10 protein-coding genes are annotated in these 13,876 nt (G+C 33.7%); all 10 read right to left on the bottom strand.

The features are described 5' to 3' along the window. Window positions 1-239: 239 nt before the first annotated feature. Window positions 240-353 carry a D-aminoacyl-tRNA deacylase gene (locus OCV55_RS14170; RefSeq protein ID WP_267905641.1) on the bottom strand — a complete coding sequence of 38 codons (114 nt, stop codon included), beginning with the start codon at window positions 351-353 and terminating at the stop codon, window positions 240-242. Window positions 354-396: 43 nt separating this feature from the next. Then, complete coding sequence (locus tag OCV55_RS13075; RefSeq protein ID WP_022002421.1) at window positions 397-705, bottom strand: PTS lactose/cellobiose transporter subunit IIA; 309 nt, start codon at window positions 703-705, stop codon at window positions 397-399. 202 nt (window positions 706-907) lie between these two features. Further along, on the bottom strand, window positions 908-2,092 hold the full coding sequence (gene tuf, locus OCV55_RS13080) for an elongation factor Tu (protein ID WP_032089391.1): 1,185 nt from the start codon (window positions 2,090-2,092) through the stop codon (window positions 908-910). Between the two features lie 92 nt (window positions 2,093-2,184). Then, window positions 2,185-4,260 carry an elongation factor G gene (gene fusA, locus OCV55_RS13085; RefSeq protein ID WP_117783348.1) on the bottom strand — a complete coding sequence of 692 codons (2,076 nt, stop codon included), beginning with the start codon at window positions 4,258-4,260 and terminating at the stop codon, window positions 2,185-2,187. 33 nt (window positions 4,261-4,293) lie between these two features. Next, a complete protein-coding gene (rpsG, locus tag OCV55_RS13090) occupies window positions 4,294-4,764 on the bottom strand; it encodes a 30S ribosomal protein S7 (RefSeq protein ID WP_022002418.1) in 471 nt (156 codons plus the stop codon). A 25-nt stretch (window positions 4,765-4,789) separates the two neighbouring features. Then, on the bottom strand, window positions 4,790-5,203 hold the full coding sequence (gene rpsL / locus OCV55_RS13095) for a 30S ribosomal protein S12 (RefSeq protein WP_022002417.1): 414 nt from the start codon (window positions 5,201-5,203) through the stop codon (window positions 4,790-4,792). Between the two features lie 160 nt (window positions 5,204-5,363). Then, the gene (gene rpoC / locus OCV55_RS13100; RefSeq protein ID WP_032089401.1) at window positions 5,364-9,023 is read right to left on the bottom strand and encodes a DNA-directed RNA polymerase subunit beta'; all 3,660 of its coding nucleotides are present in this window, start codon (window positions 9,021-9,023) and stop codon (window positions 5,364-5,366) included. A gap of 14 nt (window positions 9,024-9,037) precedes the next feature. After that, window positions 9,038-12,643 (bottom strand): DNA-directed RNA polymerase subunit beta, encoded by a 3,606-nt coding sequence (rpoB, locus tag OCV55_RS13105; protein WP_119362729.1) that lies wholly within the window; start codon window positions 12,641-12,643, stop codon window positions 9,038-9,040. A 150-nt stretch (window positions 12,644-12,793) separates the two neighbouring features. Further along, on the bottom strand, window positions 12,794-13,423 hold the full coding sequence (locus OCV55_RS13110; protein WP_329992334.1) for a class I SAM-dependent methyltransferase: 630 nt from the start codon (window positions 13,421-13,423) through the stop codon (window positions 12,794-12,796). A gap of 65 nt (window positions 13,424-13,488) precedes the next feature. Next, the gene (rplL, locus tag OCV55_RS13115; RefSeq protein WP_022002413.1) at window positions 13,489-13,860 is read right to left on the bottom strand and encodes a 50S ribosomal protein L7/L12; all 372 of its coding nucleotides are present in this window, start codon (window positions 13,858-13,860) and stop codon (window positions 13,489-13,491) included. Window positions 13,861-13,876 lie beyond the last annotated feature (16 nt).

The following is a 13,876-nucleotide window of genomic DNA, read 5'->3' on the forward strand; positions in this document are numbered from 1 at the left end:
ATTGACGTTGTGTTTTATTCTTTCCTGTTCAGTTTTCAATGTCCTCTCACTTGACTCTCTCGTCGAGTGCCCATTTATATTACCATCCCCTCTCCCTTTTGTAAAGCTTTTTTCTATCTTTTTTTATCTTTTTTCTCTATTCCCCTCTTTTTCTGCCTTTATATCGTTGTTTTTTTATCTATATTTTTTTGTCATGATTAAAAGAAACGATCTTTACAGAACGTTTCTTTGCCTTATGACTATATGATTTCTTTACTGTCCAGGATGATTGTTGTTGGTCCATCATTGATCAGTGAGACTTTCATCATCGCTCCAAAGATATACTTATTTTTATAAAAAAAGAAGCCTAACATTAAGTTAGACTTTTAAATAACATATTAGAGCTTCTTTTTATAATTAACCAATTTTTTTGTAAACATCAACGAATTCTTGAGCTAAGTCAATGCATAATAATGATGTCATTAAGTGGTCTTGAGCATGTACCATTAATAAGCTTAATGGTGCTTTTTCTCCTCTAATTTCAGCTTGAATCATTTCAGTTTGTGAATGATGAGCTTCATTAACTGCTTCTTTAGCGTTTCCTAAAGATTCTTCAGCTTTTTCGATATCTCCAGCTTTTGCATATTGAATTGCTTCGATAGCTGAACTACGTGCGCTACCAGCATTAACAATTAAGTTAATTACGATTTGTTCTTGTTGATCCATTTTTATTATCTCCTTCTATAAACAAATATTCAGACTACTTACATCTGCACTATTATTTTATCAAAGTCATATCTATTATTCAAGCGCTTTCGTTAGATAAAGCACTATTTTGAACAAAAAGTCATTTACTACAAATAAGAAACATTCGTAATAAAAAGTGCTTAAATATAAAAAGGTCCCGAAGGACCTTTCGTTAAAATTATTATTCAATAATTTCAGAGATGTTTCCAGAACCTACAGTTCTACCACCTTCACGAATTGAGAATTTAGTTCCTTGTTCAATTGCGATTGGGTGAATTAATTCAACTGTTAATTCTACAGTATCTCCAGGCATTACCATTTCAGTACCTTCTGGTAATTCGATTACACCAGTAATATCAGTAGTTCTGAAATAGAATTGTGGTCTATAGTTAGCGAAGAATGGTGTATGACGTCCACCTTCATCTTTACTTAATACATATACTTGACCTTTGAATTTAGTATGTGGATGTACTGAACCAGGTTTAGCTAATACTTGTCCACGTTGAATTTGATCACGGTTGATACCACGTAATAATACACCAATGTTATCTCCAGATTCAGCATAGTCTAATAATTTTCTGAACATTTCGATACCAGTAGCAACTGTTTTTTGAGTTTCTTTGATACCAACGATTTCTAATTCGTCATTTAAGTTTAATTGTCCACGTTCTACTCTACCTGTAGCAACAGTTCCACGTCCAGTGATTGTGAAAACGTCTTCTACTGGCATTAAGAATGGTTTATCAACGTCTCTAGTTGGAGTTGGGATATAAGTATCTACAGCTTCCATTAATTCGTCGATAGCTGGAGTCCATTTAGGATCTCCTTCTAATGCTTTTAATGCTGATCCTCTGATTACTGGAGTATCATCACCTGGGAAGTCATATTCATTTAATAATTCACGAACTTCCATTTCTACTAAGTCGATTAATTCTTCGTCATCAACCATATCGCATTTATTTAAGAATACGATGATGTATGGAACACCTACTTGACGAGATAATAAGATGTGTTCTCTTGTTTGTGGCATTGGTCCATCAGTAGCAGCAACTACTAAGATAGCACCATCCATTTGTGCAGCACCAGTGATCATGTTTTTGATGTAGTCAGCATGACCTGGACAGTCAACGTGTGCATAGTGACGAGTTTCAGTTTGATATTCTACGTGTGCAGTGTTGATTGTGATACCACGTTCTTTTTCTTCTGGAGCAGCATCGATTGAAGCATAATCCATTGCAGCAGCTTGTCCTTTTTTAGCAAGACAAGTAGTGATTGCAGCTGTTAAAGTTGTTTTACCATGGTCAACGTGACCAATAGTTCCGATATTTACATGCGCTTTAGAGCGGTCAAATTTTTCCTTAGCCATTGTTAAGGTTCCTCCTATTTTTTAATTTTTTACAATAAACATTCTAGTTTATTTGTTCGAAAAAATCAATATTTATTTGATTTTAATGTAGATTATACATTTCCACCATTTTTCTTGATGATTTCTTCTCTAATTGATTTAGGTGCAGCTTCGTATCTATCAAATTGCATTGTATAGTTTCCACGACCTTGAGTAAATGATCTTAAATCAGTTGCGTATCCGAACATTTCTGATAATGGTACAGATGCTTGAACTGAAACAGCATTTCCTCTTTCTTCTTGTCCTTCGATCATACCACGTCTAGATGAAATATCACCCATAACGCTACCTAAATATTCAGAAGGAGCAGTTACTTCTACTGCCATAATTGGTTCTAATAATACAGGACCACATTTTTTAGCAGCATTTTTAAGTGCTAAACTTGCAGCTACTTTATATGCCATTTCTGATGAATCGACATCATGGTAAGAACCATCAAATAATGTAGCTTTTACGTCTAATACAGGGTATCCAGCAATCATACCAGTTTCAAGTGCATCTTCAAGACCTACTTTTACTGAGTTGATATATTCTCTTGGGACAGCCCCACCAACGATAGCATCAACGAATTCAAATCCTTTACCTTCATTAGGTTCAAATTTGATCCATACGTGACCGTATTGTCCACGACCACCAGATTGTTTTACATATTTACCTTCACATTCAGCTGCTTGAGTGATTGTTTCACGGTAAGCAACTTGTGGAGCACCAACGTTAGCTTCTACTTTGAATTCTCTTTTTAAACGGTCAACGATTACGTCTAAGTGTAATTCACCCATACCAGCGATAACTGTATCTCCAGTTTCAGGGTTAGTAAATGTTTTGAATGTTGGATCTTCTTCAGCTAATTTAATTAAACCATTACTTAACTTATCTTGATCTTGTTTAGTTTTTGGTTCGATAGCTAATTGGATAACTGGTTCAGGGAATTCCATTTTTTCAAGGATAACGAAATTCTTTTCGTCACAGATAGTATCCCCAGTTGTTGTGTTTTTGAAACCTACAGCTGCAGCGATATCTCCAGCGTAAACTTCATCAATTTCATTACGTTTGTTCGCATGCATTTGAAGAATACGACCTAAACGTTCTTTTTTATCTTTTGTAGAGTTTAATACATAACTTCCTGATTGACATGTACCTGAATATACACGGAAGAAAGTTAATTTTCCTACGAATGGGTCAGCCATGATTTTGAATGCTAATGCTGAGAAAGGTTCATCATCTGATGCATGTCTTTCTACTTCATTACCATCTTCATCAGTACCTTTGATTGAAGGAATGTCAGTTGGTGCAGGTAAAAAGTCAATTACTGCATCTAACATTGGTTGAACACCTTTATCTTTGTAAGCTGAACCACATAATACTGGGAATAATTCTACAGCTAATGTTCCTTTACGGATTGCTGCTTTAATTTCTTCTTCAGTAACTTCTTCACCTTCTAAAACTTTCATTAATAGATCATCATCATAAGTTGCTGCTTGATCTAACATTTTAGCACGGTATTCTTCAGCTTGAGCCATATATTCTTCAGGAATTTCTTTGTAAATTACATTTTCACCTTTTGCTCCTTCAAAATAAACAGCTTTCATTTTAATTAAGTCAATGATTCCTTCGAAAGTATCTTCAGCACCGATAGGTAATTGAATTGCAACACCTTGTACTCCTAATCTCTTTTCTAAAGATTCTAATGACATAATGAAATCTGCACCTGTTGCATCCATTTTATTAGCGAATACAATACGAGGTACACCATAAGTAGTAGCTTGACGCCAAACTGTTTCAGTTTGTGGTTCTACACCAGCTTTTGCATCTAATACAGTTACAGCACCATCTAATACACGTAAAGAACGTTCTACTTCGACTGTAAAGTCTACATGGCCTGGTGTATCGATAATATTAACACGATACCCATTCCATTGAGCAGTTGTAGCTGCTGAAGTGATTGTGATTCCACGTTCTTGTTCTTGTTCCATCCAGTCCATTTGTGAAGCACCTTCGTGAGTTTCACCAATTTTGTGGATTTTACCAGTGTAATAAAGGACACGTTCAGTTGTTGTTGTTTTACCAGCATCAATATGAGCCATGATTCCGATATTACGAGTCTTTTCTAACGAAAATTCACGAGCCATTTGTTTTCTCCCTTCAAAATTTTAGCCGTTATATTACCAACGGAAATGAGCGAATGCTTTATTAGCTTCAGCCATTTTATGAGTATCTTCTTTCTTCTTAACAGAAGCACCTGTTCCGTTTGAAGCATCAATAATTTCGTTTGCTAAACGATCAACCATAGTTTTTTCGTTTCTTAAACGAGAGTAGTTTACTAACCATCTTAAACCTAAAGTCATTCTTCTTTCTGAAGAAACTTCAACTGGTACTTGGTAGTTAGCCCCACCAATACGTCTTACTTTAAGTTCAAGAACTGGCATAATATTGTTAATTGCTTGATCAAAGACTTCCATAGCTGGGTTCCCAGTTTTTTCTTCTACTTTTTTAAACGCATCATATAAGATGTTTTGAGCAACACCTTTTTTACCATCTAACATAATGTTGTTGATAAGTTTAGAAATAGTTTTAGAGTTATACACTGGATCAGGTAGAACGTCTCTTTTAGCAACTCGTCCTTTTCTTGACATATATATTTCCTCCTATAAGTATTAATTAAGCTTTTGGTTTTTTAGCACCGTATTTAGAACGTGCTTGTTTACGATCGTTAACTCCAGCACAGTCCATTGTACCACGGATAATATGGTAACGAACCCCTGGTAAGTCTTTAACACGACCACCACGAATTAAAACAACACTATGTTCTTGTAAGTTGTGTCCAATTCCTGGAATATATGCAGTTACTTCCATACCATTTGATAATCTAACACGGGCATATTTACGTAAAGCCGAGTTAGGTTTTTTAGGTGTCATAGTAGCAACACGAGTACACACACCACGCTTTTGAGGTGATTTAGTTGATGTAGCTTTTTTAGCTAATGAGTTATAACCTCTATTTAAAGCAGGTGAATTTGATTTTGTTGTTTTATCAGTACGACCTTGTCTTACTAATTGGTTAATTGTAGGCATTTCTTTCTCCTTTCTTGATAACACACAATACCGGGTGTTTCATATTTAATCAATAAATATTGCACCCAATCAGGGCACTGACAATATATTATAGTATTAAAATGATAATGTCAACAAAAAAATTAAAAAATATAAAAAAAATAGGCCTAAGCCTATTTTTTTATAATTGATCTCCAAGATTTTCATGATTATCATCTAATAAATCATATTTAGCAAGTTCAGCTGCTTTTGCTTCTTCAGCTTCTTTTGCTAATGTTTCAGGTGATTTTAAAGGACCTCTAAATCCTGTACCAGCTGGTAATAATTTACCAATTAATACATTTTCTTTTAATCCTTTTAACATATCTTTCTTACCTTTAATTGATGCATCAGTTAAGATCTTAGTAGTTTCTTGGAATGATGCTGCAGATAAGAATGAATCAGTTTCAAGAGATGCTTTAGTAATACCTAATAAGATTGGTCTACCAACAGCTGGATGTTTTCCTTCTTTTAATGCTTCTCTATTTAATTCAGTAAATTGAGTTACATTAACATGTGTTCCAGGAAGTGTTCCAGTATCTCCACCTTCAACAATTCTAATTTTCTTCAACATTTGTCTTACGATAATTTCGATATGTTTATCAGAAATTTCGATACCTTGAATACGATATACTTTTTGAACTTCTTTAATAATATACTTTTCAACAGCTTCTGTATCAGCTACATTTAATAATTCTTTTGGATCAATAGAACCTTTAGTGATTTTATCACCAATACGTACTTCATCACCAACATTAACTCTTAATTTTGCACCATATGGAGTTAAGTAACTTCTTGTTTCTAAATCGTTAGAAACAACAACTTCCATTCTTCCTGCATTATCAATAATATTTGATACTTCACCATCAATTTCAGAAATAATTGATTTAGCTTTTGGATTACGTGCTTCAAATAATTCTTGAATACGAGGTAACCCTTGAGTGATATCGGCACCACCGGCAACCCCACCATCATGGAAAGTACGCATTGTTAACTGAGTACCTGGTTCACCGATTGATTGTGCAGCCATAACCCCAACAGCTTCACCTAATTCAACAACATTACCTGTTGCTAAGTTACGACCATAACATTTTTTACAAACTCCGCCTTTAGCAACGCAGCCAAGAACTGAACGAATTTCAACTTCTTTAATACCTGCATCACAAACAACTTTAGCGTTTTGTTCAGTAAAGATTTCACCTGCAGCAACTAATAATTCTTTAGTTTCTGGATGGTAAACATCTTTTTGTGAATAACGACCAACTAAACGGTCATATAATGGAACAATTACAGTATTGTCATCTGTATTGTATAATTCAGTAACAACGAATCCTCTATCTGTTCCACAATCTTCTTCAGAAATAATAACTTCTTGAGCAACGTCTACTAAACGTCTTGTTAAGTAACCTGAATCGGCAGTCTTTAAGGCAGTATCTGTAGAACCTTTACGGGCACCGTGTGTTGAAATAAAGAATTCTGATGCTGTTAAACCTTCACGGAAGGCAGACTTGATTGGTAACTCGATTGTTTCCCCTTTTGGATTTGACATCAATCCACGCATACCTACTAACTGAGTGAAGTTAGAAAGTGATCCACGGGCACCTGAATCTGACATGATGAAGATTGGGTTACGATCATCAGCTTCGAACTCTTGACGAACAACTTCTTGGACTTCATCTTTAACACCAGTCCATAATTTGATTACGCTTTGGTATCTTTCTGCTTCAGTTAATTTACCTTTATTATAGAAAGTTTTAATTTGTTCAAGTTTTTGATCTGCTTTATCAAAGATTTCAAATTTAGCTTGTGGCACTTGGATATCATAAGCAGATACTGTAATACCAGCAATTGTTGAATATTTAAATCCTTGGTCTTTTAACTTATCAAGCATTAAACTTGTATCAGTTAATGCAGATTGTTTGAACACTTCATCAATGATGCTTCCTAATGCTTTTTTACCTAATGGTTTAACTGGTTGTTGAGCAGCAATATGTGATTTAATATCAGTTCCCATTGGAACAAAGTATCTATCAGGTGTTCCAGATAAGTTTTCTTTACCTGGTTCATTGATAAATGGGAATTGTCCATCAAAGATATCATTAAAGAAAATTTTACCTACAGTAGTAATTAAATAACTGTTATTTTGAGCTTCTGTAAATGTTGCATTGTGTAATGCAGATGCTTTAATAGCAACTCTTGTATGAAGATTTACAGTTTTAGCAAAATATGCATGATCAACTTCATTTCTATCAGCAAAGACAGTACCTTCACCAATTGCTCCAACATCTTCTAATGTTAAGTAGTAGTTACCTAACACCATGTCTTGGGATGGAGTAACGATAGGTTTACCATCTTTAGGACCTAAGATATTTGTTGATCCTAACATTAATTGTCTTGCTTCTTGAATTGCTTCTTCACCTAATGGTACATGGACAGCCATTTGGTCCCCATCGAAATCGGCATTGAACGCTGGAGTTACTAATGGGTGAAGACGAATAGCACGTCCTTCTACTAATTTAGGTTCGAATGCTTGGATACCTAATCTATGAAGAGTTGGCGCACGGTTTAATAATACTGGATGTGCTTTGATAACTTCTTCAACGATTGGCCAAATTTTATCATCCATTTTATCAATTAATCTTTCAGCTGCTTTAATATTTGTAGCAATTTCTTGATCAACTAAACCATGGATAACAAATGGTTTAAATAAGCTTAATGCCATTTCACGTGGAATACCACATTGATACATTTTTAAGTCTGGTCCTACAGCGATAACTGAACGTCCTGAATAGTCAACACGTTTACCTAATAAGTTTTGACGGAAACGTCCTTGTTTACCTTTTAATGTATGGCTTAATGATTTTAACGCACGTCCACCAGCACCAGTAATTGGTTTAGAACGACGACCATTATCAATTAAGGCATCAACAGCTTCTTGTAACATACGCTTTTCATTTTGAACGATAATAGAAGGTGTTCCGAGTTCTAATAATTTTTTCAAACGATTATTACGAGTAATAACACGTCTATATAAATCATTTAAATCACTTGTCGCAAAACGTCCACCATCTAATTGTAACATAGGTCTTAAATCAGGTGGTATAACTGGTAATGCTTCAAGAATCATCCATTCAGGTTGATTATCAGAAGATCTAAATGCTTCAATAGCTTCTAATCTCTTCAATAATTTAGTACGTTTTTGTCCTTGAGCTTCTTTTAATTCTTTAGATACAAGTTCAAATTCTGCATCTAAATCAACTTGTTTTAATAAAGTTTGAATCGCTTCAGCCCCAATTTGAGCTTCAAATGTATGACCAAATTGTTCATAACATTTACGATAATCTCTTTCAGATAATACTTGTTTGTATTCTAAAGGTGTAGTTCCTTTGTCAATAACAACATAAGAAACAAAATAAATAATTTCTTCTAGTTGTTTTGGTGACATATCTAAGATTAATCCCATTCTTGATGGAATACCTTTTAAATACCAAATATGTGCTACTGGTGTAGCTAATTCAATATGTCCCATACGTTCACGACGTACTGCAGATTTAGTAACTTCTACACCACATCGATCACATACAACACCTTTATATCTAATTTTCTTATATTTTCCACAACTACATTCCCAATCCTTAGATGGTCCAAAGATTCTTTCACAGAATAGACCATCTTTTTCAGGCTTTTGAGAACGATAGTTAATCGTTTCAGGTTTTTTTACTTCACCATAAGACCATTCACGAATTTTTTCAGGAGATGCTAATCCAATTTGGATTGATGAAAATTTATTAGTATTTGCCATTTTCTATTCCCTCCTTATAATGATTCACTTTCTTCAGTTTCAACTAATTCTTCAGATTTCATAGCATCAGTAACAACTTCTTTTTCTTCGTTTACATCTTCTTTTTCAATTGATCTTGGGAAACGTCTTTCTTCATCTTCGATATTTCTTTCATCAATTTCTTGATCATTTTCATCTAATAAACGAATATCTAATGCTAATGCTTGTAATTCTTTCTTTAATACTCTAAATGATTCAGGTAATCCTGGTTCTGGCATTGGTTGTCCTTTAACAATAGCTTCATATGTTTTAACACGTCCAACAACATCATCAGATTTAACAGTTAAGATTTCACGAAGTGTATAAGCAGCACCATAAGCTTCAAGTGCCCAAACTTCCATTTCCCCAAATCTTTGTCCACCGTTTTGAGCTTTACCTCCAAGTGGTTGTTGAGTAACTAATGAGTAAGGTCCTACTGAACGTGCATGTAATTTATCATCAACCATGTGTGATAATTTAACGAAGTACATAATACCTACAGATACAGGAGAATCAAAATATTCACCCGTACGTCCAGAAATAACAGGTTGTTTTCCATCTTCATTCATTCCTGCTTCTTTCATTAATGCTTCTAAGTCTTCACGATGTAAACCATCGAAAGCAGGAGTAGCAATATATAAACCTAATTGTCTAGCGGCATAACCTAAATGTAACTCTAATACTTGTCCGATATTCATACGAGATGGAACCCCTAATGGATTTAACATGATATCTAATGGTGTACCATCTTCTAAGTGTGGCATATCTTCGATTGGTAAGATTTTTGAAATAACCCCTTTATTACCATGACGTCCAGCCATTTTATCTCCTTCAGAGATTTTACGTTTTTGAACGATATAAACTTTAACAACACGGTTAACACCTGGTTGTAATTCATCACCATTTTTACGATCAAAGATTTTAATATCATGAACGATACCAGCCCCACCATGAGGAACTCTTAATGAATTATCTTTAACTTCTCTTGACTTTTCACCAAAGATTGCAAGTAATAATTTTTCTTCTGCTGATAATTCAGCTTGACCTTTTGGAGTAACTTTACCAACTAAGATATCTCCTTCTTTAACTTCAGCACCAATCATGATGATACCATCACTATTTAAGTTTTTACGTGCTTCATCCCCAACGTTAGGGATATCTCTTGTAATTTCTTCAGGTCCTAATTTTGTATCACGACATTCAATTGAATATTCATCAATATGAATAGATGTATATACATCTTCTTTTACTAATCTTTCAGACATAATAACGGCATCTTCGTAGTTATAACCATTCCATGTCATGAAACCAACTAACACGTTTTGTCCTAATGCTAATTCACCTTGTTCCATTGCTGGACCATCAGCTAATACTTGACCAACAACAACTTCTTCTCCAACTTTAACAATTGGTTTATGGTTGATACAAGTTCCTGCATTTGAAATAGCAAATTTTGTTAAACGATATTTGTGAACAACTGCTTCATCATCCACGATTTCAATACGTTTAGCATCTACATAACTTACAGTACCGTTATGTTTACTTACTAAAGCTGCTCCAGAATCTCTTGCAGCTTGATATTCCATACCTGTCCCAACAAATGGTGTATGTGGATTTAATAAAGGTACAGCTTGACGTTGCATGTTGGCACCCATTAAAGCACGAGTTGCATCATCGTTTTCCAAGAATGGAATACATGAAGTGGCAACAGAAACGATTTGTTTTGGAGAAATATCGATAAAATCAACATCTTCTCTTTTAGCCATAATATTTTCACCTAAATGACGGGCGATAACTTGTTCATCTAAGATTTCACCTTCATCAGATGTTTGTACATTTGCTTGTGCAATAATGTAATTTTTTTCTTCATCAGCAGTTAAATAACGTACATCGTCTTCATCGATAACACATTTATTAACTTTACGATATGGAGTTTCAATAAATCCATATTCATTGATTTTAGCATAAGATGCTAAAGTTGAAATTAATCCGATGTTTGGACCTTCAGGAGTTTCGATTGGACAAATTCTTCCATAATGGGAAGCATGTACGTCACGGACTTCATATCCTGCACGGTCTCTTGATAAACCACCTGGCCCTAATGCAGATAAACGACGTTTATTTGTTAATTCGGCTAATGGGTTAATTTGATCCATGAATTGTGATAATTGTGATGACGCAAAGAATTCTTTCATTGCGGCAGTTAATGGACGAATATTTGTTAAAGATTGTGGTGTTACTGAATCCACTTCAGATAATGACATTCTTTCTTTAACAACTCTTTCCATTCTTGATAATCCAATTCTGAATTGGTTTTGAATTAATTCACCTACAGAACGTACACGTCTATTTCCTAAATGATCGATATCATCTAATAAACCTATACGAGCCATATGAGATACTCTATCTTCAGGTGCTAAATCATAAGAATTGAAAATATCAACTAAATTTAACATATATGAATATGCTGCAATCATGTCAGAGATTGTAACATATTTACAATTTAATGATAAATCTGTACCAATTACTTTCATAACTTTAGTACGTGATTCATCAACATAAACATGAACTACTTGTAATACACCATTACTTTCTAATCTAGGATTAGTTTTCATTTCAACAGTGTGTGCACCTGCTTCAAAAACAGGTCTTAATGTATCAATAACTTCATTTGTAATAACTGTTCCTTTTGTACAAACAACGTTACCATCAACATCTTTAACATCTTCAGCAAGAACACGTCCTGCAATACGATCTAATAAACTTAATTTTTTCTTAAATTTGAAACGACCAGCTTTAGCTAAATCATAACGTTTAGGATCAAAGAATCTAGTATATAAAAGGCTTGTAGCACCTTCTAATGTAGCAGGTTCTCCTGGTCTTAATTTATTATAAATTTCAATTAAAGCTTCTTCTGTGTTTGTTGTATTATCTTTTGCTAAAGTGTTCAAAATAAATTCATGATCACCAAAAACATCAATAATATCTTCATTACTAGAAAGTCCTAAAGCACGTAATAAAACTGTTCCTGGGATTTTTCTATTACGGTCAATACGAACATTTAAAACATCTTTTGCATCATTTTCGAACTCTAACCAAGTCCCTCTTGATGGGATAATACTACCTTCAAAGACAGTTTTACCACTTTTATCAATGGCATCAGCAAAGTATGCCCCTGGTGAACGTACTAATTGAGATACAATAACACGTTCTGCCCCATTAATAATGAAAGTTCCTGAATCAGTCATTAATGGGAAATCACCCATAAATACTTCTTGTTCTTTAATTTCACCAGTTCCTGAATTGATTAAACGTAAAGTAGCACGAATTGGTGCTGCATAATTTGCATCACGATCTTTACTTTCGTTTACGGAATATTTTGGTTCATCAAAGGCACAATCAACAAATTCTAATGATAAAGTTTCATTAAAGTTTGTAATTGGGTAGATATCATCAAATACTTCTTTAATTCCTACTTCTTTAAACCATTTATAGGAATTTGTTTGAATTTCTACTAAATTTGGTAACTCTAAAGATCCTGAAATCCTAGAGTAATTACGACGAGTAATCTTGCTTTTTGCTGTAGTTGTATGCTTTTCCACGAATTAACTCCACCCTTCTTTATCTCTATTAAACTGTTTTTGAGCGCACAAAAACGCTTGATTTTAAATATTAATAGTCATTATTGTATTTTAGATAAAGGTTTCAAAAAAGTCAATACCTTTTTTTATAAAAAATAAAAAAAAGAAATATTATCTTTTTACACTATGTAACAAGTAATATCCCTTATCTCTTTTAACAATTTCACAATTCCCAAAAACTTCTTCCATTTTCTTTTTAGTCGAAGGAGCGCCTTGTTTCTTTTGTAAAATAACCCATAAACTTCCATTTTCATTAAGATGTTCAATTGATTCTTGTAAAATTGTAGTTACAACTTCTTTACCCGCTCTTACTGGTGGATTTGTTACGATCACATCATAACTTCCTTGAACATTTTCATAAATAAAGCTTTTATAAATATTTGCATGAATATTATTATTTTTAGCATTTAATTTGGCAAGTTCAAGTGCACGATCATTGACATCGACCATATCCACATTTAAATGTGAATAAACTTTATTAAGACATATTCCGAAAGTTCCATAGCCACATCCTACATCAAGAAGTGTTTTTTCATTTGTAATTTCGATATTGTCTAATAAAACGCGTGATCCATAATCTATCATGCTTTTAGAAAAAACACCATTATCACTTGTAAATAAAAGATCATATTTATGAAATCTAAAAATAAATTGTGATTGTTCACTTTTTAAATCAGTATTATCTGTAAAATAATGTTTCATTTGTATTTCCTCTATTTCCTTTTTCTTTATTATACAAATAAATAGAATTTTAACCAATAAAAAAAGAAGAATCGTAAGATCCTTCTTTTAAATCAAAGTTATAATTATTTAACTTCTACTGTAGCTCCAGCAGCTTCTAATTTTTCTTTGATTTCTTTAGCTTCATCAGCAGATACTTTTTCTTTGATTACTGAAGGTGCTTTGTCAACTAATCCTTTAGCATCAACTAATCCTAATCCAGTGATTTCTCTTACAGCTTTGATTACAGCAACTTTAGTTCCACCAACTTCAGTTAATGTTACGTTAACTTCTGTAGGTTCAGCAGCAGCTCCAGCATCAGCAGCAGCAGCTACAGCAACTGGTGCAGCAGCAGTTACATCAAATTTTTCTTCGATTGCTTTTACTAAGTCATTTAATTCTAAAATAGTAGCTTCTTCTAAGTAAGCTAAGATATCTTCATGTGTTAATTTTGCCATGTTTATATTCTCCTTT

The sequence above is a fragment of the [Clostridium] ammoniilyticum genome, assembly GCF_025566905.1.
Classification (GTDB): domain Bacteria; phylum Bacillota_I; class Bacilli_A; order Erysipelotrichales; family Coprobacillaceae; genus Faecalibacillus; species Faecalibacillus intestinalis.